This is a genomic window from Candidatus Palauibacter scopulicola (assembly GCF_947581915.1).
Taxonomy (GTDB): Bacteria; Gemmatimonadota; Gemmatimonadetes; order Palauibacterales; family Palauibacteraceae; genus Palauibacter; species Palauibacter scopulicola.
On the sequence record NZ_CANPWG010000060.1, the window covers coordinates 67,453 to 92,783 of the forward strand.

General features: G+C 68.9%; 23 protein-coding genes. 16 read left to right on the top strand and 7 right to left on the bottom strand.

Going from position 1 to position 25,331, the window contains the following annotated elements:
* Positions 1-90 precede the first annotated feature (90 nt).
* From RN743_RS11870 to RN743_RS11885, 4 genes are all read left to right on the top strand, one after another.
* On the top strand, positions 91-837 hold the full coding sequence (locus tag RN743_RS11870) for a hypothetical protein (RefSeq protein WP_310780064.1): 747 nt from the start codon (positions 91-93) through the stop codon (positions 835-837).
* Positions 838-856: 19 nt separating this feature from the next.
* The gene (locus tag RN743_RS11875) at positions 857-2,026 is read left to right on the top strand and encodes a hypothetical protein (protein ID WP_310780065.1); all 1,170 of its coding nucleotides are present in this window, start codon (positions 857-859) and stop codon (positions 2,024-2,026) included.
* Between the two features lie 144 nt (positions 2,027-2,170).
* A complete protein-coding gene (locus RN743_RS11880; RefSeq protein ID WP_310780066.1) occupies positions 2,171-3,259 on the top strand; it encodes a hypothetical protein in 1,089 nt (362 codons plus the stop codon).
* Between the two features lie 170 nt (positions 3,260-3,429).
* Positions 3,430-4,410 carry a D-2-hydroxyacid dehydrogenase gene (locus RN743_RS11885; RefSeq protein ID WP_310780067.1) on the top strand — a complete coding sequence of 327 codons (981 nt, stop codon included), beginning with the start codon at positions 3,430-3,432 and terminating at the stop codon, positions 4,408-4,410.
* Between the two features lie 41 nt (positions 4,411-4,451).
* Here RN743_RS11885 and RN743_RS11890 read toward each other — a convergent pair whose 3' ends face one another.
* Positions 4,452-5,324, bottom strand: a complete 873-nt coding sequence (locus RN743_RS11890; RefSeq protein ID WP_310780068.1) for a DUF4198 domain-containing protein — start codon at positions 5,322-5,324, stop codon at positions 4,452-4,454.
* 197 nt (positions 5,325-5,521) lie between these two features.
* On the opposite strand from RN743_RS11890, the gene RN743_RS11895 reads away from it, so the two are divergent.
* The 6 genes from RN743_RS11895 to crtI all read left to right on the top strand — a co-directional run bounded on the left by RN743_RS11895 (position 5,522) and on the right by crtI (position 12,977).
* Complete coding sequence (locus tag RN743_RS11895; protein ID WP_310780069.1) at positions 5,522-6,187, top strand: peroxiredoxin; 666 nt, start codon at positions 5,522-5,524, stop codon at positions 6,185-6,187.
* Positions 6,188-6,202: 15 nt separating this feature from the next.
* Positions 6,203-7,675 carry an amidohydrolase gene (locus RN743_RS11900; protein ID WP_310780070.1) on the top strand — a complete coding sequence of 491 codons (1,473 nt, stop codon included), beginning with the start codon at positions 6,203-6,205 and terminating at the stop codon, positions 7,673-7,675.
* A 156-nt stretch (positions 7,676-7,831) separates the two neighbouring features.
* Positions 7,832-8,716 carry a helix-turn-helix domain-containing protein gene (locus tag RN743_RS11905; RefSeq protein ID WP_310780071.1) on the top strand — a complete coding sequence of 295 codons (885 nt, stop codon included), beginning with the start codon at positions 7,832-7,834 and terminating at the stop codon, positions 8,714-8,716.
* Positions 8,709-9,512 (top strand): carotenoid biosynthesis protein, encoded by an 804-nt coding sequence (locus RN743_RS11910; protein ID WP_310780072.1) that lies wholly within the window; start codon positions 8,709-8,711, stop codon positions 9,510-9,512. The genes RN743_RS11905 and RN743_RS11910 overlap by 8 nt, the downstream gene beginning before the upstream one ends.
* The gene (locus RN743_RS11915; RefSeq protein ID WP_310780073.1) at positions 9,509-11,455 is read left to right on the top strand and encodes a squalene/phytoene synthase family protein; all 1,947 of its coding nucleotides are present in this window, start codon (positions 9,509-9,511) and stop codon (positions 11,453-11,455) included. The genes RN743_RS11910 and RN743_RS11915 overlap by 4 nt, the downstream gene beginning before the upstream one ends.
* 13 nt (positions 11,456-11,468) lie before the next feature.
* Positions 11,469-12,977 (top strand): phytoene desaturase family protein, encoded by a 1,509-nt coding sequence (gene crtI, locus RN743_RS11920; protein WP_310780074.1) that lies wholly within the window; start codon positions 11,469-11,471, stop codon positions 12,975-12,977.
* Positions 12,978-12,983: 6 nt separating this feature from the next.
* Here crtI and RN743_RS11925 read toward each other — a convergent pair whose 3' ends face one another.
* Positions 12,984-13,604 carry a thiamine pyrophosphate-dependent enzyme gene (locus RN743_RS11925; protein ID WP_310780075.1) on the bottom strand — a complete coding sequence of 207 codons (621 nt, stop codon included), beginning with the start codon at positions 13,602-13,604 and terminating at the stop codon, positions 12,984-12,986.
* 37 nt (positions 13,605-13,641) lie between these two features.
* A complete protein-coding gene (locus RN743_RS11930; RefSeq protein ID WP_310780076.1) occupies positions 13,642-14,151 on the bottom strand; it encodes a thiamine pyrophosphate-binding protein in 510 nt (169 codons plus the stop codon).
* 262 nt (positions 14,152-14,413) lie between these two features.
* Between RN743_RS11930 and nthA the strand changes: the two genes are divergently transcribed.
* Genes nthA through RN743_RS11945 form a run of 3 tightly spaced genes read left to right on the top strand, consistent with a single transcriptional unit; the run spans position 14,414 to position 16,181 of the window.
* Positions 14,414-15,121 (top strand): nitrile hydratase subunit alpha, encoded by a 708-nt coding sequence (nthA, locus tag RN743_RS11935; protein ID WP_343219028.1) that lies wholly within the window; start codon positions 14,414-14,416, stop codon positions 15,119-15,121.
* Positions 15,118-15,774, top strand: a complete 657-nt coding sequence (nthB, locus tag RN743_RS11940; RefSeq protein ID WP_310780078.1) for a nitrile hydratase subunit beta — start codon at positions 15,118-15,120, stop codon at positions 15,772-15,774. The genes nthA and nthB overlap by 4 nt, the downstream gene beginning before the upstream one ends.
* Positions 15,774-16,181 carry a nitrile hydratase accessory protein gene (locus RN743_RS11945; protein ID WP_310780079.1) on the top strand — a complete coding sequence of 136 codons (408 nt, stop codon included), beginning with the start codon at positions 15,774-15,776 and terminating at the stop codon, positions 16,179-16,181. The genes nthB and RN743_RS11945 overlap by 1 nt, the downstream gene beginning before the upstream one ends.
* Here the strand turns inward: RN743_RS11945 and RN743_RS11950 are convergent.
* A complete protein-coding gene (locus RN743_RS11950; RefSeq protein WP_310780080.1) occupies positions 16,178-17,587 on the bottom strand; it encodes a CapA family protein in 1,410 nt (469 codons plus the stop codon). The genes RN743_RS11945 and RN743_RS11950 overlap by 4 nt on opposite strands.
* Before the next feature lie 471 nt (positions 17,588-18,058).
* Between RN743_RS11950 and RN743_RS11955 the strand changes: the two genes are divergently transcribed.
* Both RN743_RS11955 and RN743_RS11960 read left to right on the top strand, forming a co-directional pair.
* On the top strand, positions 18,059-18,385 hold the full coding sequence (locus tag RN743_RS11955) for a helix-turn-helix transcriptional regulator (RefSeq protein ID WP_310780081.1): 327 nt from the start codon (positions 18,059-18,061) through the stop codon (positions 18,383-18,385).
* Complete coding sequence (locus tag RN743_RS11960; protein ID WP_310780082.1) at positions 18,382-19,674, top strand: type II toxin-antitoxin system HipA family toxin; 1,293 nt, start codon at positions 18,382-18,384, stop codon at positions 19,672-19,674. The genes RN743_RS11955 and RN743_RS11960 overlap by 4 nt, the downstream gene beginning before the upstream one ends.
* Here RN743_RS11960 and RN743_RS11965 read toward each other — a convergent pair.
* Genes RN743_RS11965 through RN743_RS11975 form a run of 3 tightly spaced genes read right to left on the bottom strand, consistent with a single transcriptional unit; the run spans position 19,669 to position 23,674 of the window.
* A complete protein-coding gene (locus tag RN743_RS11965) occupies positions 19,669-21,828 on the bottom strand; it encodes a CehA/McbA family metallohydrolase (protein ID WP_310780083.1) in 2,160 nt (719 codons plus the stop codon). The two genes, RN743_RS11960 and RN743_RS11965, sit on opposite strands and share 6 nt — an antisense overlap.
* Positions 21,828-23,510 carry a D-aminoacylase gene (locus tag RN743_RS11970; RefSeq protein WP_310780084.1) on the bottom strand — a complete coding sequence of 561 codons (1,683 nt, stop codon included), beginning with the start codon at positions 23,508-23,510 and terminating at the stop codon, positions 21,828-21,830. Before RN743_RS11970 ends, RN743_RS11965 begins: the two co-directional genes overlap by 1 nt.
* A 20-nt stretch (positions 23,511-23,530) precedes the next feature.
* Positions 23,531-23,674, bottom strand: coding sequence for a hypothetical protein (locus RN743_RS11975; protein ID WP_310780085.1), 144 nt, complete (start codon positions 23,672-23,674; stop codon positions 23,531-23,533).
* A gap of 361 nt (positions 23,675-24,035) precedes the next feature.
* On the opposite strand from RN743_RS11975, the gene RN743_RS11980 reads away from it, so the two are divergent.
* The gene (locus RN743_RS11980; protein WP_310780086.1) at positions 24,036-25,133 is read left to right on the top strand and encodes a Fic/DOC family N-terminal domain-containing protein; all 1,098 of its coding nucleotides are present in this window, start codon (positions 24,036-24,038) and stop codon (positions 25,131-25,133) included.
* Positions 25,134-25,331 lie beyond the last annotated feature (198 nt).

Here is a 25,331-nt window from a genome sequence, read left to right on the forward strand (position 1 = left end):
GGGGATTGCTTCGTGTTAGGGGTGGCACACGGAAAACCCGGTGGGCGCGAGCGAATCGAAGTTCCGCTCAGGCGCCTTGAAGGAGGCAACGTGAAGTACCGACTCAGACAGTCCTCGATGGCGGCCGTCCTCGCCGTCATCGGGGGAGCCTGGGCGGCCGAAGCGCTCGCGGCGCAGGACTTTCTCTTCGGGCGTCCTTCCGTCACGCTTGGCGCCCGAATCGGGTACGCGATACCCCGCGCCGACAGCGAGATCTTCGATCTCACGCGCAGGGAACTGACGGTCGAGAAGGAGGACTTCAACGCGGTGGCGCTCGCCGCCGACGTCGGCATCCGGCTCTCCGACCGCATCGATCTCGCGCTGGGCATCGGGTTCGAGAACAGCGAAATCGACTCCGAGTCGCGCGAGTTCATCGGCTCGGACGACCTGCCGATCCTGCAGACGACGGACTTTCGCCGCATCCCGTTCACGGTCGGCCTCAAGGCCTACCTCACGGAGCGGGGACGGCGGATCAGCGACCTCGCCTGGATTCCGGGCAAGTTCGCTCCCTTCGTCGGAGGTGGCGTCGGCTTCATGTGGTACGAATTCGAGCAGGAGGGCGAGTTCGTCGACTACGAAACGCTGGACATCTTCCACGACTACTTCTCGTCCAGAGACGGGTCCGCGCTCGCCTACGCGACGGCCGGATTCGACTACTCGCTCGGGCTGCGGTGGATTCTGACCGCCGAAGCACGTTATTCTTGGGCCAGCGCGGCTATGGGCGGACACTTCGTCGGGTTCGACAAGATCGACCTGAACGGGCTCCGCGCCGCGTTCGGCTTCTCGGTACGGCTGTAAAACCTCGAGGGTTGGTCACATGACGAAACAGCGAACTGCTGGAATCGGCTCCGCTCTCTTCGTGGCGGTCGGGATGATGCTCGCGGCCGGGCCGCTGGCGACCGCGGCGGCGCAGGAGATGGACGAACGCTGGCTCGCCTGGATGGGTTGCTGGCAGCCTGTTCGTACGTCCACGAGTGCGGACGCGCCCGAATCGCTGCTCTGCTTCCGGCCCGGCGCCGAAGAGGCCGGCGTCGAGATGATCGCGGTCGAAGACGGTGAGATCGCGAACCGGGAAACCCTGCGGGCGGATGGGCTGCCGCACGAGGCGACCCTGGACGGGTGCACCGGATCGCGCCGCGCAGTCTTCGCCTCCCGCCCGGGCCGGGTGTTCATGGATGTGGACCAGGTCTGCGAGGGCGGCGTCGACCGATCGTCGAGCGGGATGTTCGCGATGATCTCGTCCGAATCCTGGATCGACGCGCGGGTCGTCACCGTCGGCGACGAGAAACTGACGTGGGTGACGCGATACCGACTGGCCACGCAGAGCCAGGCCGAGGAAGTCGGCCTGGGTGAGATCGCGGCCGACCGGAGCATGGCCGTGCGTTCGTTGCGGCTCGCGGCGTCGGGAAGGTATTCGGTCGACGACATCATCGAGGCGCAGGCTCATGTGGATCCCGAGGCGGTGGAGGCCTGGATCGTCGAACATGAGACGCCTCTCGCGGTCGACGCCGACCGGCTCGTCCAGCTCGCCGACGCCGGGGTGTCCGAAGGGGTCATCGACATGATGATCGCGCGGAGCTATCCGGAGCGCTTCGCGGTGTCCACGGGCGGGGACGGCGGCGCACAGCCCTGGCGCGGCGTGGGCGGTTACTACGATCCGTTCTACGGCGGCTGGGGTTACCCCTACTACGGCCGCTATGGCTACCGCTTCGGTTACGGCTACTCGCCCTTCGGCTGGGGCTATCCCTCCGGATACGGGTACGGCTACGGCTATGGGTACGGTCCGACGATCATCCGCACGGAGCCCGCAAACAGCGGCGGCCGGGTGATCAGCGGACGCGGCTACAGCAGCGGGACCTCCAGAGTCGGAACGCGGCCGACCGGGTCTTCGCGGGGGACGGCGTCGATCGGCACCTCGGGAGGCCGGTCGAGCGGGGGAAGCTCGACGGGACGGACCGCGCGGCGGCGCGGCGGCGGAAGTCTCTGAGTCCCGATCTCCGACCCACAGCCCACAGCTCTTCGAAGGGGCCCGGTCTTCCGGGCCCTTTCGCGTTTTACGTCTCGCGCTCGAAGGTCCGGAACCGCAGATTGGCGATGCGGTCGATTCCGATGCCGGCACCGAGGAGGAACGATGAACGTGGACCGATCCGCCGCGCGCCCCTTCACCTACGTCGCGATCGGCGTCCTCGGACTCGCCGCTGCCGCCGCGGTCCTCATTCGGCCGGACGCGGCCCGCACGCAGACCACGGCCGGCGACTGGGAGCCCCCGCTCACGGCGCACGGCCATCCCGACCTGCAGGGTAACTGGACCAACCAGACGCTGACCCCCTTCGAACGTCCGGAAGGCCAGGGGCCTGTGCTGAGCCCGGATGAAGTCGCCGCGGTAGAGGGCGGCCAGGCGCAGACCGTCGCCGAACGGACGGCGCCCGTGGACCCGGACCGGCCGCTGCCGCCGGGGGGAGAACACCGGGTCTGCATCGACGGGGCCACGACCTGCTACGACGAGTTCTACCGCGAGCCGGGCGAACGCGTGGCGGTCGTGAACGACGAGCCGCGGAGCTCCCTCGTCACCGACCCGCCGGACGGGCGGGTTCCGGATCTCACGCCGGAGGCGCGTCGGCGGCTCGAGGCGGCAGCAGAGTTCCGCGGTCGATTCGGCCAGTACGACCATCCCGAACTGCGGCCGCTCGCGGAACGGTGCATCGTGTCGTTCGGATCGAGCGCCGGACCGCCGATGCTCCCCAACTACTGGTACAACAACAGCTATACGATCGCGCAGAACGAGGACTTCATCGTGATCATGGCCGAGATGGTGCATGACGCGCGAATCATCCCCATCCGCGACGCGCGGGAGCCGCTCGAAAGCCGGCCCGAACCGGACCACGTCACTCCGTGGTTCGGAAGTTCGGTCGGTTGGTGGGAGGACGGAACGCTTGTCGTCGAGACGACAAACCTGAACCCCGAGCACGCCTTCCGGGGGGTGCCGCCCTCGAACGACCGGAAGGTCGTCGAGCGCTTCACGCGCGTGGATGAGGAGACGATCCTCTACGAGTTCACGATCGACGACCCCGCGGTGTACACGAGCCCGTGGGGCGGACAGGTCCCCCTCAAGCGCTTCGATCATCTGCTGTACGAGTACGCGTGCCACGAGGGCAACTACGCGATGTTCAACGTGCTCAGCGGCGCGCGCTACCAGGAGCGGATGGGGGGGAATCCGTAGCCCGCTCGCCGGTTCGCCTGTGTTCGCTGCTCGCCGCGCTGGCGGTCGCGGGCTGCGCCGCCGATCGTCCGCCGGAGAGCGCGGCCGAAGCCGAGCGCGCCCCGGCCGGGGTGCTCGGCCTGCGTCCGGGCCCTTCGCCGGATCGATCCTCGCCTGACTGGGAGCCGCCCGTGAAAGTCGTCGTCGCCGATCTGTGGCCCGGCCGCACGGCCGAACTCGCTGAGGTCGCGCCGGGCGTGGACCTCGTCGTCGTCGGAGACGGGCAGGCCGCGGCGGCCGAAGCGCACGACGCCGACGCGGTCCTCGGCGTGCTGAACGCGGACATCCTCGCTGCCGGCGACCGGCTCCGCTGGGTGCAGCTCGCCTCGGCGGGCGTCGAACGCTACCTCGCGCTCTCCGGGCTTTCCGAAGCCGAGGAACTCGTCATCACGAACGCCCAGCGGATCTTCGCCCCCGGCGGCGCGGAGCACGCGCTCGGCATGGCACTCGTGCTGGCGCGACGCTTCCACACAGCGCTCGACCTGCAGCGCGAGCGGCGCTGGGACATCCGGCCGCTGACCGGCCCCTCGCCCTACCGCGGAGAAGGGAGCGAACTGCTCGAACTCCGGGGCCGCACGATGCTCGTCATCGGCCTCGGCGGGATCGGCACGGAGACCGCGCGCATCGCGCACGGGATCGGCATGCGGGTCATCGCCACGCGGAACAGCAGCCGCGAGGGGCCCGATTTCGTGGAGCGGGTCGGGCTGGCGTCAGAGCTGCTGGATCTGGTTCCCGAGGCGGACGTCATCGTGAACGCCCTGCCGCTCACGCCGGAAACGGACGGCCTCGTCGACGAGGCCTTCTTCGAGCTGACGCGGCCGACCGCGCTCTACATCACGCTCGGGCGCGGACGCACGACGAATACGGCGGCGCTCGTCCACGCGCTGAGGGAGGGCCGGATCGCGGGCGCGGGGCTCGACGTGGTGGATCCCGAGCCGCTCCCGCGGGACCATGTCCTCTGGTCGATGCCGAACGTGATCATCACGCCCCACCTCGGCGGCGACTCCGATGAACACATGGAGCGGATGTGGACCCTCTTCCGCGAGAACCTGCGCCGGTTCGCGGCCGGCGAGCAGCTCCTCTCCGTCGTCGACCGGGAGCGCGGCTACTAGCCGGCCGGTCTCCCGGAGCCTGATCTGGGTGCGGTTTCCGGCTAGCCGCCGCGGATCTGGAACGTGAGCGTGGCCCAGTTCGACTCGTAGTCGAGGTCGGGCTCCGACGGCGTCTCCACCATGTGGATCGTCCGGATGTACCATCTGCCCCCGCCGACGAGCGGGATCGTCGCGACGCCGTCCGCGTTCGTGCGAGCCTCGACCGCCTCATTGTGCGCACCGGTGTCGTCGTGGGAGTGGGGGTTGAACTCGTAGTTCGCGTAGAGGAGCGCGTTCTCGACCGGCTCGCCCGCGCGGAGGAAGCGCACCTGCAGGTCATCGCCGACGACGAGATCGTACGGGTTCTGCAGCGGGATGATCTCCACCGGATAGCCGAGTTCCTCCGCCCATTCGCCGCTCCGGTCGTCGCCCACCTGGACGATCGCCTTAACGTGCTTGCTGTAGAGCTCGGCCGCGTCGTCGTTCGCCTTTCCGGCCGCTTCGCGCTCGGCGAGCTCGTCGACGAGGCCCTCGTGCACGAGGTACTCGTTGAACTCCGGCCCCGTAAGCGGGATCACGCGGGCCGCCGTCGACACACCGATCGTGTAGGTCCCGGCCGATCCCGTCTCGAAGGTCAGCAGCGCCGTGTCGACGCTGTCCGCGTGCCAGTGGAACATCGCCGTGTCGCGCCACGCCTCGGTCGGCGGGTGCACGACGCCATCCGGTCCCACGATGCTCACGTCGAGCATGCGGTCGCGCGTGATGTGGTTCTCGCTCTCGTCGAAGTCCCCGTTGAAGAGCGCAACGACGTTCGTCGAGTGCGGCTCCAGGAAGAAACTCTCGAGCTTCAGGAACATCGTGTGCGCCTGCGCGGTCGCGACGATGGCGACGGTGAGCGCGGCGGTCGTCAGCAGGACGCGGCGTCCGATCTTCATCAGGGATCCTCCGGAGTTTCCAGCCTGTCGGGTTCGGTGGCACGTCGCGGGGAAACATGCGTGGGTCAAGGCGGGGTCGGCCAGAGTTGGCGAGGGGCCGGCGTTGTCACCATGGCGCGAAAGGCCGATCATGGGCTTCGTCGCCAGCAGGCGGCTTTTGAGCGACCGCCTCGACACACGGAACACAGGGAGTATCGATGACGCTTCGCATCAACGACACGGCGCCGGACTTCACGGCGGATACGACGCAGGGCAGAATCCGCTTCCACGACTGGATCGGGGATGGGTGGGTCCTCCTCTTCTCCCATCCGAAGGACTTCACGCCCGTCTGCACGACGGAACTGGGGGCGGTGGCCTCCCTGCAGGACGCGTTCGCGGCGCGCAACTGCAAGATCATCGGGATCAGCGTCGACGGGGTGAGCGACCACGAGGCCTGGTCGAAGGACATCGAGGCCTCGCAGGGGCACGCCGTCGGCTATCCGCTGATCGGCGACCCCAGGCTGGAGATCGTCAAGGCGTACGACATGCTGCCGGCCGACGCGGGGGACACGTCCGAGGGCCGCACGCCGATGGACAACGCCACGGCGCGCTCCGTGTTCGTCATCGGCCCGGACAAGAAGATCAAGGCCACCCTCACGTACCCGATGAGCACGGGCCGCAACTTCGCCGAGATCCTTCGGCTCCTGGATTCGTGCCAGCTCACGGCCGAGAAGCAACTCGCCACACCGGCCAACTGGGAGCAGGGCGACGACGTGATCATCGCGCCGGCGGTCACCGACGAGGAAGCGAAGAAGCGGTTCCCGGAGGGCTGGGAGCAGCCCCTTCCCTACATCCGGATCGTCCCGCAGCCGCAGGACGGCTAGCCGTTGTCGCACGCGGTGAAAAAGGCCATTGCCCGCGCTGGCAGTGGATTTCTCCGCGGATTTCTCCGCGCCGGCGGAGGACTCCTGCTCGCCGGCGTTCTCCTGTCCGCGTGTACGGCCGGTGCCGATGCGGGCGATACAGCCCCGGAGGGCGGCCGGATCCTGATCGACGGCGGCACGGTCGTCGTCATGGACGAGGCGGGCGCCGTCCTCGAGGGAGGCGCGGTGCTCGTGGAGGGGGGCCGGATCTCCGCCGTCCTCGACGGTGAAGCTCCCCGCCCCGCCGGCGTGACGGTGCTCGACGCGACGGGGCACCTCGTGATCCCCGGCCTCGTGAACACCCACGGCCACGCCGCCATGTCGCTCCTGCGGGGACTCGCGGACGACATGCCGCTGATGACGTGGCTGAACGAGCACATCTTCCCCGCCGAGGCCGAACTGGTCGATCCCGACTTCGTCTACTGGGGCACGCTGCTCTCGTCCATCGAGATGCTGAAGAGCGGGACGACGACGTTCGCGGACATGTACTACTTCCGCGATGACGCTGCGCGGGCGGTCATCGATGCCGGCATCCGCGCCGTCATGGGTCCGCACGTCATCGGCTTCCCCGCCCCCGACTTCGCCTCGCCGGCCGAGACGCTGGCCGACGCGGCGGGGTTCATGGAGACGTATCGCGACCACCCCACGCTGGTTCCCGGAACGGCCGCCCACTCGCTGTACACGACTTCCCTCGACGACGTGCGTGCCGCCCTGCGGTTGGCCATCGAGCACGATGCCCCGTTTCAGATCCACACGGCCGAGGATGCGAGCGAGTTCGCGACCGCGACGGAACGGACCGGGATGGGCGTGGTGGAAGCGCTCGAGTCGATCGGCGCGCTCCGCCCGGGGACGGTGCTCGCCCACTCCATCTACCTCTCGGACGAGGACATCGAACGCATCGCGGCCGGGGGCGCCGGGATCTCGCACAACCCGCAGAGCAACCTCAAGCTGGGGATTCCGCGGGCGGCGCCGGTCGTGGAACTGCTCGCCGCGGGAATACCCGTCGGACTCGGCACCGATGGCCCGGCGAGCAACAACGACCTCGACCTGTTCGACGAGATGGACGCCGCCGCCAAGCTCCACAAGTTCACGAACGCCGACCCCACCGCGCTCCCGGCGGAGACCGTCTTCCGCATGGCGACGATGGGGGGCGCCCGCGTACTGAACCTCCACGACCGCATCGGCTCGCTCGAGCCGGGAAAGCGGGCCGACATCGTGCTGCTCGACACCCGGCGCGCCGGGCTCACGCCCCTCTATAACGTCTATTCCCACCTCGTGTACGCGGCTCGAGGGGGCGATGTCTCCACGGTCCTCGTGAACGGCCGCGTGGTCGTCAGCGAGGGGCAGGTCCGGACGGTGGACGAAGCCGAGGTGATGGAGCGGGCGCGGGCCTTCGGGGCACGGGTCCGGGCAGTGATTGAAGGCTCGCCGCCCGAATCTCAACGCTAGCACCGAATCGCAGGCTGGCACCGAATCGCGCAAAACGATCATTTCTTGCGAAATGGTCGTATTTATGGGTAGTATGACTTCACATTCGCGTTGTATCGTTTGTTTTCGACATGGAATGAACGGATGTGGAGTCTTGCGGAGAACCCTGCCGTCGACTTGGGAACCGGCGATGTAGCCGAGCTTCTCGACATCCATCCGTCGACCGTCAAGCGATGGTTCGACAGCCCCCGCATGGCCGCGACCTCCGGAGGGCACCGCCGCATCCCTCTCGACCTCGTGCTGGATGTGGCGCGCGCGCGGGACCGGAGGGTCTATCTCCACGGCTTCGGAAGCCATGCGACCCACGTCTGGCACGCAATGCAGGCACTCGAACGCGGCGATCCGGCACCGGCCTGCGATGCGCTCGTGCACTGGCTGCGGATCCGGCAATCGCGTCTGATCGGGAGGTTCCTGTGGCATGTCGCGGCCCGCGGCGACGTCCCGGATCCGGGCGTCCTCGACGGCGTGTTCGGCGGCTTCATGAAGCGGGTGGGAGACGGCTGGGAGCGCGGAGAGCTTCGCATCGCGGACGAGCGGGCCGCGAGCCGCGAGGCGGGGGAGGCGATCGGGCGATTGCTCGCCGCGGCCGGCGGGGAGGCTGACGAGCCCGACCCTCAAAGACCGACCGCCGTCGTCGGGACGGTCGAGCCCGAGCAGCACATCCTGGGATCCCAACTCGTGCGGCTCCTGCTCCTGCACAGGGGCTGGAACGTCGAGCACCTCGGGACGGGGGTGCCGGCTCCCGAGATCGTGGCGACACAGCGAGCGCTGGGCGCGTCGCTGGTTTGCGTATCGTTCACACCTCCCGCGACGGCCGCCGACCTCCTCCGCTTCGTGGAGGCGGCGGGGAGACTCGCGGATCCGGCCCAGCCCTTCGCCCTCGTTCTCGGCGGCAACGCGGTACGCGGCATACAGGTGAGCGGTGGCGACGGAGCGTTCACGGACCTTGTCGCGCTCGACGGTCTCGCCGCGTTCCGGGACTGGCTGGACGACCGTGGCTGATGCCGCCCGCCTCGCCGACCCGACGCACGTCGACCGGCTGGGGCTCGCCGTCCTGGGACTCTTTTCGGCCGCCTCCGTCGCGGGCTTCGCGTCGTTCGGGCTGCACCCGCAGCTCCTGGCCCGCTTCCCTTCGTCCGCCGGATTCTATGCCCCCGCCTTTCTGATCTTTGCGCGCGGACACGTGATCATCGCGTTCCTGGTTCTGGCGTACTCGCTCACGGCGCGTGTCGGTGCGCGCTGGATTCCCGCGCTCCTCGTCGCGGGCGGCCTCTCGCTGGGGGCCGAACTGCTGGGCACGGCGACCGGCTTCCCGTTCGGCGGATACCGCTACACCCCCATGCTCGGCTATCGCGTGGCAGGGCTCGTGCCGTTCCTGATCCCGTTCAGCTGGTTCATGATGGCCTTCCCCGCCTACGTCCTCGCGCGGCGCGCGTCCCGGGGGCGACTCGCGCGCTGGGCGGTCGGCGCGATCCTGCTCACGACCTGGGATCTGACGCTCGATCCCGCCATGAGTTCGCTCACGTCCTACTGGGTGTGGGAGTCCGCCGGACCCTACTACGGGATGCCGCTCGTGAACCTCGCGGGTTGGATGGTGACGAGCCTCTTCATCATGGCCGGGTTCGACGCGGTGCGGGCGGGCCCGGTGGCCGACCGGATCCCGGCGCGGCTCATGGCAACCTACTACGGGACGGTGCTGGCGCTCTCTGTGGCGATGACGCTCGCCGCGGGCTACTGGTGGGCCGTCCTGGCGACGCTGGCCGTCCTCCTGGCCGTGTGGAAGGGAGCGCGGGCGTGAGCGGGCAGAGCGTGGCCCGGGCCCCCGGCGAACCACTCGTCGCGGGTCTGGAGCGCGCGGCCGCGATCGCCGGCCGGCGCGGCGTCGAGGTGCCGCCCGTCCGCGGCAAGCTCCTGCGCCCGCACGCCGCGCTCGCGTTCGTTCCGGAGGTGCGGCGGGCGGATCTCGGCGACCGGTTCTGGCTGGGTTGTCTGGCGGTGCAGATGGCGCACGAGGCGTCGCTCCAGCACGACGACGTGCTGGACGGGGGGACGGAGCGCCGGAACGCGGCCACGCTGTTCGCCCGGCTCGGGCAGGGGGCCGCCCTCCTCGCGGGGGACCTCTACCTCACGGGCGCCTACCGCGTCGCCCACATGGTGCGGTCGGAGCCATTCCTCGCGGAGTTCACGGACGCGGTCGAAGCGACGGTGCGCGGCGAGCGCATGCAGCGCGAACTATCCGCCGCGGCGAACCCCGCCCCGCTGTACGGGGAGGTCGTGCGGGCGAAGAGCGGCGCTCTGTTCGGTGTCGCCGCGGCCCTGCCGGGCTGGATGGGCCGCGCCGGACGGCCCGATGGGACCCGGATCTCGCCCATCACGCTGCGCGAACTCGGGGTCCGGCTCGGCGCCTTCTACCAGGCCGTGGACGACCTGCTCGACTACTGCCCCGATGCGGGCACCGGGAAGCCGAAGCTGCAGGACTTCGCCAACCGCACCTGGACCTCCGTGCTCGGCGATCGCGGATGGGACTGGTTCGAGCAGACGCCGGAATCCGCCGTCGTCGAGTTCTTCCGGACCGGCATGGCCCAACAGGCGGCCGCACGCGTCCGGCTGGAGGGCCTCGCGCTTGGCGCCGATCTGCGCGCCGCGGGGGCGGACCCGTCCCTCGTCGACCTGGTCGTCTCGTGGAGCGACCGTTGCCGGCGGGCGGTCGCCCAGGGGCCCCGCGCGGGCTCCCGTCAGGTCATGGGTTCGCGGCCGTCACCGTCGTCCGCCACCACCGCCGCCCGGATCGCGGCCCGCGCCCTCGCCCTCGGGCCGCGCGCGAGCTGGGGTCGCTACTTCGCGCACCACAGCCGCAGCTTCTCGTTCGCCTCGCTCCTCTTTCCGCCGGAGGCGCGGAGGCTCGTGCGTGAGATCTACGCCTTCTGCCGGTTCACCGACGACCTCGTGGATGAAGCGGCCCGGCCGAACGGCGCCCGTGTCACCGTGGCGAGGCTCCACCGGACGCTCGATGTGTGGGAGGAGATCTGCCGGGCGGCTCACGAAGGCGAACGAACCGACCTCCCACTCGCCGACGTCGTGATGGGCGAGATGGCGCGGCGGGGGATTCCGTTCGACCTCGCGGCGGAGTTGATCGAAGGCGTGCGCATGGACGTGGAACCGCGCGCCTATCGATCGCTGGAGGAGTTGCGCGAGTACACGTATCGCGTCGCATCCGTCGTCGGCGCCTGGCTGACGCGGGCCTTCGGGGTATCCGACCCCTGGGTCCTGGAGCGGGCACACGCCCTCGGCCACGCGATGCAGCTGACCAACATCATCCGCGACGTGGGCGAGGATCTGGCGCTGGGCCGCGTGTACCTGCCCGCGGACCGCATGGCCCGCCACGGCGTCGCGCGGGCATCGCTCCTGCGCATGCGGGCCGGCGCCGAGATCCGGCCCGGCTACGTCGCGCTTCTCGAAGAGATGATGGCCCACGCCGACGCCGCCTACGAGGCGTCGTACGAGGGGATTCCGCACCTGCCGCCCTTCTTCCAGCGGCCCGTGACCGTCGCGGCCCAGGTCTACCGCGGGATCCACGACCGCGTGAGGGCGAACGGCTACGACAATTTCACCCTTCGAGCCCACACGTCCCTTCCGGACAAGGTCTCGCGGGCAAGGCAGGGCCTCGGGCGCCTCCAGACCCTCCCCCGCAGTCGCAGGGCCGGCCAGTTGCTCCCGACGGTCCACAAGGGAAGCGGCTGACGCGGACGGGGCCGTGAGCGGGAAAGCGGTGGTGATCGGGAGCGGTTTCGGCGGGCTGGCCGCGGCCATCCGTCTCCAGGCGGCCGGGGTTGCGACGACGCTCGTCGAGCAGCAACCGCAACTCGGCGGGCGCGCCGGACAGTTCCGCGATGCCGGCTACATCTTCGACACGGGCCCGTCCCTCATCACCGCGCCCAACCTCATCGACGATGTGTTCCGGGCGGCGGGCAAGCGGCTCTGGAACTACGTGTCGCTCGTGCCGCTCGACCCCTTCTACCGGGTCTGGTTCCACGACGGAAGCCACCTCGACTACACCTCGGACCTCGAGCGGATGAAATCGGCGATGGCGGAGTTCGACCCGCGGGATGCGGAGCGTCTCGACGACTTTTTCGCCGCGCTCGCCCCCATCTACGACGCCGTCATCCGCGAGGGACTCGGGGCGCGACCGTTCGACACCCTCTCTTCGATGGCGGCCTTCGCACCCAGGGTCGTACGCCTCCGTGCCTGGGAGCCCGTGGCACGCTTCGTCCGCCGCTACTTTCGCGACTGGCGACACCGGTTCCTGTACTCCTTCCACCCCCTCTTCCTCGGCGGCAGCCCGTTCCGCTCACCTTCGATCTACCTGATGATCCCCTATCTCGAGAAGGAGGGCGGGGTATGGTTCGCACGTGGCGGGATGTACAGCCTCGTGCAGGGGTTCGAGGCCCTCTTCCGCGACATCGGCGGGATCGTACGCACCGGGACGGCCGCGGTTCGCATCGAAGCGGAGGGGGGACGCACAACGGGAGTCCGGGTCGCCTGGGGCGATGATGATGAGAACCCCGCGGAAGCGCTCCTGCCCGCCGACATCGTGGTCAGCAACGCGGACATCGGCCATACCTACGGCGAACTCCTGGGTCACCTGCGGCGGCGACGCTGGACCGACCGCCGGCTCGCGCGAATGCACCAGTCGATGAGCTGTTTCCTCCTCTACCTGGGAGTCCGGCGCCAGTACCCCGAGTTGTCGCATCACACGCTGATTCTGGGACCGCGCTATGAAGATCTCGTGCGCGACATCTTCGACCGAAAATCGCTGGCGGCCGACTTCAGCATGTACCTGCACGCCCCCACCCGCACGGACCCGTCGATGGCCCCTCCGGGGTGCGAGAGCCTCTACGTGCTGGTACCCGTGCCGAACGCCGCCTCGGGCATCGACTGGGAGCGGGAGGCCGAACCCATGACCCGGAGGGTGATCGGGCGTCTCGAGACCTGGGGACTCGAGGGACTCGGGGATGCGATCGAAGTGAAGCATGTGTTCACCCCGGACAGGTTCCGCTCCGAGTACAACGCGACGCTCGGGAACGCGTTCGGCATCGAGCCGCGCCTCACGCAGACCGCCTGGTTCCGGCCCCACAATCGAAGCGAGGAGTTGCGGGGGCTTTATCTTGTCGGTGCGGGCACGCATCCGGGGGCCGGAGTGCCGGGCGTGATCCTGTCGGCCGCCGCAACTTTCCACTCGATCGCGGAGGACTTCGGCCTGTGAGCGAGTCTACGCGACGCCCATGTGCCCCGGCGGGGGGGGCGGCTCCCAACCCGTCGCGGCGCGGCGCTCCTGCACGCAGCGCCTGAAGCGGAAGGCGTTCTCGGGCAGCGCGAAGTCCATGCCGTAGTGGTCGGGGCCCACGGCGTCGACCCGGGCCACGATCACGCCGAGGTCGTCCCGCTCCATCGCCTCGACGAACGCCTCTCCGAACGCCATCGGCGAATCGACGGACACCGCGTGCTCGATCCCCGCCCCGCGCGCGATCGCGGCGAGGTCCGTGACGCCCGAGGTGGTGTGCGACTCGAACCCTCCCGTCGAGAGGAGGCTCCCGTTGTCGAAGATGATGTGGAGGAAGTTCCGGGGCCGGTAGCGCGCGAGGGTGGTGAAGGTGCCGAGGTTCATCAGCGCCGATCCGTCCCCGTCCAGCACGATCACCTTCTCGTGCGGCAGATGGTTCGCGAGGCCGAGGCCGATCGACGAGGCGAGTCCCATCGCGTGCTGCAGGTAGAAGAAGTTCTCGCGGTGGCCGAGGTCGTACAGCTCCTGGGCGCAGGCCCCCATGATCGTGACGACCAGCTTGTCCTCGATCTCCGGGTAGATCAGCTCCAGGCAGTCCGCCCGCTGCATCAGCGCTCCTTCCCCCGGGTCGATCCGCCGTCCCGCATCACACTTCCATCAGGTCGCGCGTCAGAAGCAGCGCGACCGGCGAGAGCGAACTCTGCGACAGCGTGTAGGCCTCGGCGATCTCCCTGGCGACGAGCGCCGGATCTCTCGCGTGGTGGTAGGGGATGTTGAGCGCCTGGAGCAACCCCTCCGTCACGATCCCGCCGCGAGTGTGCCACGGGTACGGCTCGCCCCAGTGCCCCCGGACCGCGATGAGCATGCAGAGGGGTACGGAGTAGAGCTGGGCGAGGGAGATGATCCCGTTCATCGCCGCGAAGAAGCCGTGGTTCTGCATGAGCAGGATGTGCGGTTCGCCGGCGAAGTACGCCCCCGCCGCGATTCCGACCGCCTCCTCCTCCTTGGCGACCTGGATGAGATCGACCTCGGGATCGTCCTCGGCGCGCTGCAGGAGGAGACCGAGCCAGGTCTCCGGCAGGGCGGAGATGCTCCGGATGCCGGCGGCCTTGATCCCGTCGAAGACGGCCTTCGAGTTCTCGTAGGAGACGGTCATGCGCCGAAGGGTGCGGGCGGGAACCCGGATGGCGCAATCCCCGCCGTTCGAACAACGTTCAGACGTGGCTTTCGACCTGATTTCGGGCTTCTTTCCGCCGCTTCGCCGTGGCGAGGCCGTTGCGCGGTCCAGCAGCCCGTGAACACCATGAACGGAGCAAGGAGTGCGTATGGACGAATCGGAAGGGCGGCCGGTCGACCGGCGCGGATTCATCAGGGACGCGGCCGTGGGAGCGGCCGCGTTCGCCACCCCGGGAAAGCTGATGGCTGAGCAGCCGGAGTCCCCCCACGCCCACGAGACCGGGCACGGACACGACCACGGGCACGACCACGGGCACGATCATGACCACCAGGACGTGCCGCCGGACATCGCCCTCCGGGTGCGGGCGCTGGAGTCCGTCCTCGTGGAGAAGGGGATGGTGGATTCGGCGGCGCTGGACGAGATCGTCGACACGTACGAGAACCGGATCGGCCCGCGGAACGGAGCCGAGGTGGTCGCGCGCGCGTGGGTCGATCCCGCGTACCGCGAGCGGCTCCTGGCGGATGGGACCGCGGCGATCGGCGAACTCGGCTATCTCGGCGGTCAGGGCGAGCACATGAAGGTGGTGGCGAACACCCCGGAGGTGCACAACCTCGTCGTCTGCACGCTGTGCTCGTGCTACCCGTGGCCGACGCTGGGCCTGCCCCCCGTGTGGTACAAGTCTGCCCCCTTCCGGGCGCGGGCGGTCATCGAGCCGCGCGCCGTGCTGAGCGAGTTCGGCCTCGACGTGCCCGAGGATGTCGAGGTCCGCGTCTGGGACAGCACCGCGGAGATCCGCTATCTCGTGCTCCCGGAGCGGCCCGCCGGCACCGAGGACATGAGCGAAGAGGAACTGGCGGGGATCGTCAGCCGCGACTCGATGATCGGCGTGGCCCGGGTCGAGGCGCCGGCGGGAGGCCAGTCCGGAGACCCGGCGGGAGGCGACCGGTGAACACGGTCCACGACATGGGCGGCATGGACGGCTTCGGTCCGATCGAGCCCGAGGAGAACGAACCCGTCTTCCACCACCGCTGGGAAGGGCGCGTGTACGCGCTCACCAGGGCGGTCGGTCCGTGGGGCCGGGGGCGCGAATGGCCCTCCTTCCGCTACACGCTCGAGAGCATCCCCCCGGTCGAGTACCTCAGCATGTCCTACTACGAGCGCTGGTTCCGGATGATGACGACCCGGCTGCTCGTGAGCGGTCTGATCTCCGAGACCGAGCTGGAGACGGGTTACCCGGATCCGGGGGCGCCGCGGCCGCAGCGGCTCCCGCCTTCGAACACCGGGGCGCCGGGCGCCGGGCTCCTCGACATGGATGTACCCGCCCGCTTCGCGCCGAACGACCGGGTGCGCGCGCGCAACCTCCACCCGCGCGGCCATACGCGGCAGCCGCGCTACGTCCGCGGGCGGCAGGGAACCGTGGTCGAGGACTACGGCGTCTACGCGCTGCAGGACACGGACGCGGACGGACGGCGTCCCCTGGACCGCCGCCCGCAACACGTCTACTCCGTGCGCTTCGAGGCGCGGGAACTGTGGGGCGAGCGGGCCGGCGCCGGCGACGCGATCTACGTCGACCTGTGGGAAGACTACCTGGAGCCGGCGTGATGACGAGCGCCGGGCGGGGCGGGGCCGGAGGGGGCGGGGCCGAACGCGTCGACGCCGAACGTCTCGCGGCGCTCCCTCCGCTGCCCGCGGACGAGGACGGCCCGGTGTTCGAGGCGCCGTGGCAGGCGCAGGCCTTCGCGCTCGCGGTGAAGCTCTCCGAGGAGGGTCACTTCACCTGGAAGGAGTGGGCCGGGACGCTCGCCGACGAACTCGCCGAGGCGGAGGCCCGCGGCGAGCCGGACGACGGCTCCCGGTACTACCACCACTGGGTCGCCGCCCTCGAACGGCTCGTCGTCGACCGCCGGCTCAGCTCCGCCGCGGCCCTCGACGATCGCAAGGAGGCGTGGGCGGACGCCTACCGCCACACCCCCCACGGCCAACCCGTCGAACTGCGCCGCACTCCCTAGCGCCGCCAGACGCCGACGCCGTTCTCATACGTGATTTCGGTGCCGTAGGGGCGTGACAGTTCGGCGAGGTGCTCGATGATCTGGCGGCCCAGTTCCTCGGGCGCGATCCGCGGCGTCCCCCGCCGTCCGCGCGGCGCCTTCCAGCTGAGTTCGATCGGGTGGAAGATGATTTCGACCACCTCTTCTCCCTCGAAGGTCGCGACCGGAACGACGCTCTCGTACCACTCGGACCCGATGGGGAAGCCCGTCGTGGGGTTGCCGTCCTCGTCCACCTGGAAGCGCGTGTCGTAGATCTCCGACGCGAGCCGGTCGAGCGGGATCCCGTAGCGGTCGCGCTGATCGGAGGGCATGGGGTCGATCGTCTCGTTCTGGAAGATGAAGTTCGCCAGCGAGTAGAAGATCGGCCGGCCCCGGTAGATCTCCACGCCGCGGAGCTGGTGCGGCCCGTGGATGATGAACGTATCCGCCCCCTCGTCGATCGTCTGCCGCGCGAACTCCTCCATCCACGCCGGCGCCGTCACGAAGGCGTTGCCCGGCTCGTGCGAGTGGCTGTTCACGACGACGTAGTCGGCCTGGTCCGTGGCGTTCCGCACCTCGTGCAGGACGCGCTCGCGGTCCTCGTCGTTGAGCGACACGGTCGCGCGGTCCTCGTCGCCGGGGAACACGGTGGAACCGAATACGCGGACGGGCGCGTCCGGGTCGTCCGACACGTTCGCGCCCTGCCGGCGCGCCACATCCCGCAGCGCGGCCATCGTCTCCGGCGATCCCTCGTAGCGCGTGCTCAGCCGCAGCGGGTTCAGCCCCGGCCGCCCCTGCACGGTGGGCCCGGTCTTGCCGGCGCGCGACATCGGCGTGAAGGTCGACGCCATCCCGATGAGCGCGATCCGGCCCTTCGGCGTCTCGAGATATCCGGGACGGCTGGCCCAGCCCAGGTTCTCGCCCGTTCCCGAGTGGATGAGGCCCCACTCGTCCATCAGCCGGTTCGTGAGGCGCATGCCCTCGACCCCGTAGTCCGTCGAGTGGTTGTTCGCCCGGTTGTAGAGGTTGAACCCCATGTCCACGAGATCCTTGAGCGTCTCGGGCGAACCCACCTCGTAGTTCCCGCCGTTCTCCGCCGCCGGCCAGCCCGTGAACTCCTGCAGCCGGAACACGGACTGCTCGAGGTTCAGAAAGGCGGCATCCGTCGCGCGGATGATGTTGGCGAGGTCGTGAAAACCCGGGTCGCCGGGGTGATCGAACGGCGCCGTGCGCCGGTTCATGATCACATCCCCCACCGCGGACAGCGTCCAGCGCGTCTCGGAATCGATCGGCGAAAGGCTCTGCGCTCGGATTTTCGACCCGATGGCCGGGGCCAGGGCGGCAAGAGATAGAACGAAGCAGAGAGCGAGAAGAGCGGGGCGGCGCATAGGGTCCTCCTAGTGTGGTATCGCAGAAGCCCACGGCCATTCGAGCGCCGATGCATCCGCCCCTGCGGCGTTGCTCCTCCTCTCGCAATAGCTCTGCTATTCCTCGTCGGAGCGCCTTGCAGAGATCGGCGCCTCGGCGCTCTCGGTGGCTCGCGGACTTCTGCGACACCACACCAATGACGTGCCGGGGCATCCATGCCTCTCACCAACGTACGGAAAGCACCGATACGCGCGCATGCGCCGGCGGCGCGCAGAATGCTGCGAACGGAACGGCCGTGCTGCGCGGGCACTGCGATGATGGATCGTTATTATGCGTCGTATACGGCGCGTTATATGTGTATTTGCTGTAAACACGCCATATGTTGCGTAATGGACGCAGACACGCTCCGTGCCTAGATTGGCTTCGTTTACGCGTCACCAAGACAGGGCGCGCTTGGCCATGGACCACGAATCGGACTGGAGCGCCGGCACATGGGAACCATCGTCGCCACGAGCCGCACACCGGATGTGATGCGGGAACTGGGCGCGCGGCTCAAGGCGTTGCGCCTCCGCCAGAACCTTCGCGTGAAGGATCTGGCCGCCCGTGCCGGAGTCGGAGCCCGAACGATCGACCGGGTGGAGGCCGGGCACAGCGTGGGCACGGAGACGCTGGTGCGGATCATGCGCGGCCTGGGGCGGGTCCAGGCGTTCGAGGCCCTTATCCCGCCTCTGGAGCCATCCCCCTATGAGATCGAGCAACTGAAGGGCAAGGTGCGCCAGCGGGCGTCCGGACGACCGCCGCCGGAGCCGGCTTCGTGAACGGATACACCACGGTCGGCGTGCAACTGTGGGGACGCGACGTCGGTCTCCTCCTCGAAACGGACGACGGGCGGATCACGTTCGAGTACGACCGCGCGTTCCGGGATTCCGGACTCGAGATCTCGCCGATTCACCTGCCGCTTGATCGCTTGGGACCGGTCTCCTTCCCCGAACTCGCCGGCAGGCCCGCGTTCCTGGGACTCCCCGGAGTGTTCGCCGATGCGCTGCCGGACCGTTTCGGCAACGCCGTGATCCGACGCTATTTCGAGGCGCGGGGGCGCCCGGAGGACGCATTGTCGCCGCTCCAGCGGCTGCTCTACGTGGGAGATCGCGCGATGGGCGCGCTGGAGTTTCAGCCTGCGCACGACCCCGGCCCGGGCACCGAGGAGGCGTTGGAGGTGCAAGCGCTCGTCGACCAGGCGCGACGCGTGATCGAGGGGGATGTCTCGGTCGCGGTGCCGGAAATGATGCAGGTGGGAGGAAGCGCGGGCGGTGCCCGGCCCAAGGCGCTGATTCGCTGGGATCGCGAAACGGGCCGCGTGCGATCGGGCTTCGCGCATCCAGAAGCCGGCGAAGAACTGTGGCTCATCAAGTTCGACGGCGTGAGCCGGGACGCGTCGGGGCTGGGCATGCGCACCCACCGACACCCCGGTCCCTGGGGTCGCGTCGAATACGCCTATTCCCGCATGGCGCGAGACGCCGGGATCCGGATGGCGAAGACCCACCTGCTGCGCGACGGCGATCTGGCCCACTTCATGACGCGACGCTTCGACCGCACCGATTTCGGACGACTCCACCTGCACAGCCTCGGTGGCTTGCAGCACATCGACTTCAACGACCAGTTCGTGTTCAGCTACGAAGGCTGGTTCGACACGATCCGTGCCTTGGATCTGGGGCAGCCATCGGTGAACGAGGCGTTCCGGCGCATGGTGTTCAACGTGGCGACGGTCAACTTCGACGACCACGTCAAGAACTTCGGGTTTCTCATGGATCCGAGCGGCCGCTGGCGGCTCGCGCCCGCCTACGACCTGACGTACGCGGAGAACGACACGTGGACGCGGCAGCACCAGATGTCGGTCAACGGGCGCTTCCGCAGCATCACGCGGACGGACTTGCTCCGTGTGGGACGCACGTTCGACGTCCCGGCCGACGGAAGACGCATCATCGAGCAGGTGATCGAGGCGCTGGACGGCTGGTCGGCCTACGCCGATGCGGCAGGCGTCCCGGAGGACATGGCAACCTTCCTGGACGACCGTTTCGAGCGAGAGATCGGAGTCAGCCGCTCATGACGAAGTAGCCGCCGCGGCGGCGCGGTCGAGGAGGGCCTGGTAGCGGGCTTCGGCCTCCTGTACGCGCGGTTCGAGGCGGAGGCGCTGCTGTTCCCATTCCTCTTCGAGGAGGCGGGTCGTCTCCCAGTACTCGAGATCGCCCGCGGGCCGGATGGGCTCGGTGAGCAGTTCCTGGAGCTTGGCCCGGTGGCGGGCGACGAGTTCGGGCACGGCCTCCAGCTTCCACCAGGGCTCGTCCTCCACGACGACGAACACCGGAGCGCTGTGCGCCACCGTCATGTCCCGTTCTCCGTCGCGGTCGCCGAAGGCGCGGACGGCGACCCACAGGCTCTCGTCGGCCTCGATCTGCGTGGCGAGCCGCAGCCGGTCGCCGTCCCCGAACGCCTGGGTCGCGGCGGCGACGACCTCTCCGTGGACGACGAGTTCCAGCCGGTTCAGGCGGTCGATGTCGGGGTTCAGCGACGCTTCCGCCACGATCTCGAGGCTCTCCCCGCGCTCGACGCGAAGCTCGGAGCCCATCTCCCGCCCGTTCACGCGGAACTCGAGGAAGGGTCCGTTGCTCACGTAGGTGTGGCCCGAGCGGTAGGCGTTGTACCACTCGTTCGGGGCGAACGGCCCGTCCAGCTTCACGTACGTGCGCTCGACCCCGGGCAGCGTGGGCCCGAAGTACGGGTAGTCGGCGCCGGCGATGGGGCGGACGTTGAAGCCGAGGTTGAGGAAGCTGTACCAGATGTCGTCGTACAGGCGCCCGCCCTGCAGGACCTCGATGAAGTCGACGAGGTCGAACGGCATATCGAGCGCGAGCCCCCGCTCGCCGTTGAAGAGTTGGCCCATGTGCGCGTAGCCGGAGATCCCGCCCTGAGCGCGCGATTCCTCGAACACCCGGTGATAGAGGAAGTAGGACTCCGGATCCGGGCGGATGGGACGCTGCAGGTTGTGGTGGATCGTGTGCCCCCGCTGGACGGTGCGCGGGTCCTCCTGCCCGGACACGAGCGCGTGGCCCTCGCGCACGTACTGTCCCGCTTCCCCCCACGCCGGCTGCTTGAAGTGGGTGACGGCGATGTTCCCCATCTCGAGCAGGTTCGCGACGTGGATGTCCTCGGCCGCGATCTGGGCCCATACGGCGTCGTCCTCCGTATGCTCGCGCGCGATGTGGACGTGGGAATCGCCGGAGTACCAGCCCTCGGCGGGGAGGTTGGCGTAGCGCTCCAGGGAGACAGTGAGATCGGTCGTCTCATCGGCGCGCACCTCGACGGTCCGCTCGTAGCCTCGGTATTCGGGGCCCCGCGTCGCGACGAGTTCGTAGCTCCCGACCGGGAGGCGGGCCTCGTACTCCCCATCGACGTAGAACGCCAGCCGGTGTTCGGAGGGCCACCACGTGCGCGGGTTCACCCACAGGAGCCGGACCTCGTCGACGAAGCGGTGCACGAGGACGGAGCGCTCGGAGGGGAGCGGAGCGCGGCCGGTCTCGTCGTAGAGGCCGAACCGTGCTGGGACCGGACGCCCGCTCGCCGCATCCTCGACCGCCAGGCGCAGCGTGCCGTAGCCAGCCGGGACGGGCGTGGCGTGGCTGCGCACGACCTCGATGTCGCACAGGGCGATCCCCTCCGGGCCGCCGATGGCGAGGTCCGTGTCGCGGATGCCGTGCGCGGCGAAGCGGGCGCGCTCGAGCCTCACCCGGGCGGTGGCGAGCGCCGAGCCGGACGCGGGGCCGGACTCGGGCTCGACGGTCGCGGACTCGCCGATCCCGTCGCCGCCGTTGTCGTTGAACCCGACGCTGAACGGCCCCGTGAATTCCGGCGCGTACGTGACCACGAGGTCGACGGGCTCATCGATGTCGAACGCGAACCCGTCGTCGATGTCGAGCGCGAAGAGGGGGCCGACGACGCACGTCAGGTCGCCGATGTCCCGCGTCTGGAACGGGTTGCCGCGGCCGTACATGCCGAGTTCCGAGCGGGCGACGCCGAGCGTGCGGGCGATGTTCTCGCGCGGCCACTCGAGTTCGACCACGAAGCGGGCATCGCTGCCGTGCGGCGGGGAAGGCGCGCCCTCCCCCGCCGGGCCCGCGGCTCCCGACACGAGGAGGCCGGCCCCGGCGAGCAGGTAGATCCGGCGGGCGCGAGTGGTGGCATGGATCTTCGCACTCCGGCTCATCACGGCATCGCTCCCGTTTCGCGGCGCAGGAGCCGACCGGGCTGCGCCGCCGTCAGCGCGCCGCCGTCGATCACCGGCACGCCGTTCACGAACACGTAGTCCATCCCCTCGGCATAGCGCATCGCGTCGCCGAAACGGGCCATGTCCCGCACCTCCTCCGGATCGAAGATGACGAGGTCCGCCGCCATCCCCGGCGCGATCAGGCCCCGGTCCGCCAGCCCCAGCCGGCGGGCGGCGAGCGAGGTCATGCGGCGCACGGCGTCCTCCAGACTCAGGATCCCGTCCTCTCTCACGTACTTTGCGATCACGCGCGGGAAGGCCCCGAACGCCCGCGGATGAGAACTCGCCGTGGTCGCCGGATTCACCGGAGAGGCGTCGGTGTCGATCATCACGAACTCGGCCCGGAGCGCCTGCCACTTCTGCTCCTCGTTCATGCTTTCCGGGTTCACGCTCACGCCGCCGGCCTGCACGAGATCGAAGAACGCGTCCCAGGGATCGGTCCCGAGGAGGTCCGCCGCCTCGGCGACCGAGAGGTTGATCACCCGCTGGTCCACTTCGTCGGGAGCGGAGACGATGAGGACCTTGTCCCAGTCCATCCCCACGTGGCGGTACCAGTTCTCCCAGTCCGACGTCATCTCCACCTCGCGGCGGAGTTCGGCCCGCACCGCGGGGTCGGACAGGGTCTCCAGGAAGGGAGCCCTGCCGCCCGCGTAGTGCCGCGGGTGGAGGAAGGACCCGAGGCCGATCCCGTTCCGGATGTAGGGATAGATGTCCGCCGTTACGTCGATCCCGGCCACGCGCGCCGAGTCGATGAGGGCGAGGGCCTCGGCCATCAGCGGCCAGTTCTCCTGTCCCGCGGCCTTGAGGTGATAGATGTGGGCGGGGGTGCCGGCGCGGACGCCGATCTCGATCGCTTCGCGGATCGCCTCCAGCACCGAGTGCGATTCGTTCCGCATGTGCGTGAAGTAGGTCCCGCCGTACTCGCCCGCGACGCGCGTGAGTTCGACGAGTTCCTCCGTCGTCGCGTACACGGCGGGGGGATAGATGAGAGACGTGGAAGCCCCGACGGCGCCGTCCTCCATCGCCTGTCGCACGAGCGCCTTCATCTCCTCGAGTTGTTCGGGCGTCGGCTGCACGTCCTCCTCGCCCAGTACCACGCGCCGCACCTGGGTGAGTCCGACGTTGTGGACGACGTTGATCGGGATCCCGATGCGCTCGACGTGCGCGAAGTACTCGGCGTACGTCCGCCAGCGCAGTTCCTCGCCGTTCACGATCAGGCCCCAGGGCTGCGTGGCATCGCTCTGGGGCGCGGCCGACCCGCCCTCGCCGGAGAGGTAGGTCGTGATCCCCTGCCGCAGCTTGCTCTCGGCACTGGGCGGATCCGTGATGAGGACGACGCTCGACTGACCCATCATGTCGATGAAGCCAGGGCTGACCACGCGGTCCGCCGCGTCGATCGTGCGCGCCGCCGGGTGTCCCGCGAGGTTCCCGACCGCCACGATCCGGTCCCCGCGCAGGCCGACGTCGCCCCGCACCCAGGGGTTCCCCGCCCCGTCCACGATCCGCGCCCCCGTGAGGAGCACGTCGAACGGCCCGACGGACGTCGGTCCCTCGGCCACCCCGCACCCCGAGACGCCAACCCCCAGGAGACCCACGCACAATACACATGGCAGTAAACGCATCGGCCTGCCGCCTCTCCTGCTCACCGCCGCCCCGCGTCGCGCAGGACCTTCCAACTCACGCCGTCCAGCCTGCTCTCCTTGCGGAGCGCGAGCAGCGCTTCGATCGCGCGTTCGATTTCCGCGTCGCGTCTCTTCTTCTCGGCAGCGTCGTGATCTTCCGTCATCGAGCCGGTCCTTGAACAGGCAAGTTGGTGTACCATCAAGGATCGACCGGACCTCGTCCGGCGGCAACCGCATCTCCGGCCACCGCTTGGGGAAGCGAGGGCGGACGCGGCCCCGCTTCTGGGGCCGTTGAAGTCAGGTTGACGGCCGAGCGCAAGTTGTCGGAAGGTATCGGTGGGCGCGGCGCAGCGTGGCTCGTGAGCCGCGCCGTGGTCTTGCGCGAGCGCGGCTACCGTGACACAAATAGCATCTTATGGCACACAAGGTGATCTCTGAGACTCGCATGGCACACGAACCTTCTTGCGCGCCACAAGCGCAACGCTGTGGCGTGGATCCCGTCTAGTCATGCCTCCGATTCGATACGTGGAGGGGGCGTTTCCCCCTGACGACCGACTGGACTGGTCGAAGCTCATCCCGCTGATCGGGCCGGCCTCTTCTGCTCTGGCCCGTTACGATGAGTTACTCGCGACGATACCCGGCCCGGACATCCTGCTGACTCCGCTGACAACGCAGGAGGCGGTCCTCTCCTCGCGCATCGAAGGCACCCGCGCCACCATGGGCGAGGTGCTCGGATTCGTGGCCGGGGAACGAACGGCCTCCACCGAACGCCAAGATGACATTCAGGAAGTACTGAACTATCGCGCAGCGATGCGCGGAGCCATCGCGCTCCTTGAAGACCTTCCGCTGTGCCAGCGCGTAATCCTGACGGCGCACCGCGTGCTGCTCGAGGGCGTTCGAGGCACGGGCAAGTCCGCTGGGGCGTATCGGCGGATTCCCAACTCGATCGGGCCGCCGGGATCGCCCCTCGAGGCTGCCACTTATGTGCCGATAGGCGCCGACAAGCTTCCCGCCGCCATGGACATGTGGGAGCGCTACCTGCACGGCGAGACGTCCGACCGGCTTGTCCAGCTCGCCATACTGCATGCCGAGTTTGAGGCGATACATCCGTTCCTTGATGGAAACGGCCGGCTGGGCCGCATGCTCGTGCCCCTGTTCCTCTGGCAACACGGGCTGATCCGGGAACCCGTCTTCTACGTCAGTGCATATCTCGAGGAGAGGAGAGACAGGTACTACGACGGCTTGCTCCGCGTTTCGCGCGACGATGACTGGACCGGCTGGTGCCAACTCTTTCTCGAGGCAGTGAGAATCCAGGCCGAAGACAACCGAACCAAGGCCAAGGCGATTCTGGCTCTCTACGAAGAGACCACGGGCTGGTTCACCTCCGTTACGCGTTCGCGGGGAGCGATCGACGCTCTCCGCTGGTTGTTCGAGAACCCCATCCTCTCCAGCTCCGCCTTCGCCCACGCCTCAGGGGTTCCCCGGCGAACAGCCCTGCGCTGGGTCGGAGCATTCGAGGACAGGGGCGTCCTCAGGGAGATCACCTCTGGCAGCGGCCGCCGAGCGCGCATACTGGTCTTTCCGAAGCTGCTGAACATCGCCGAGGGCCGAGAGGTATTCTGATGTCAGGTCGAATCGCCAACCGCACCGTTCCTGTTGTCCAGTTCCCGCCGTTTGCGTGCCACATCTACAGAGCTATGGCGCGCAAAACAGCAGACGTGCCACATATGGCACGCGAGACTCGTCGCATGCCACAAGTCGCGAGATGGGCCGAAGTCATTGCGACCTTCGAGGAGGGTCTCCGACTGTACCAGGCCCAGG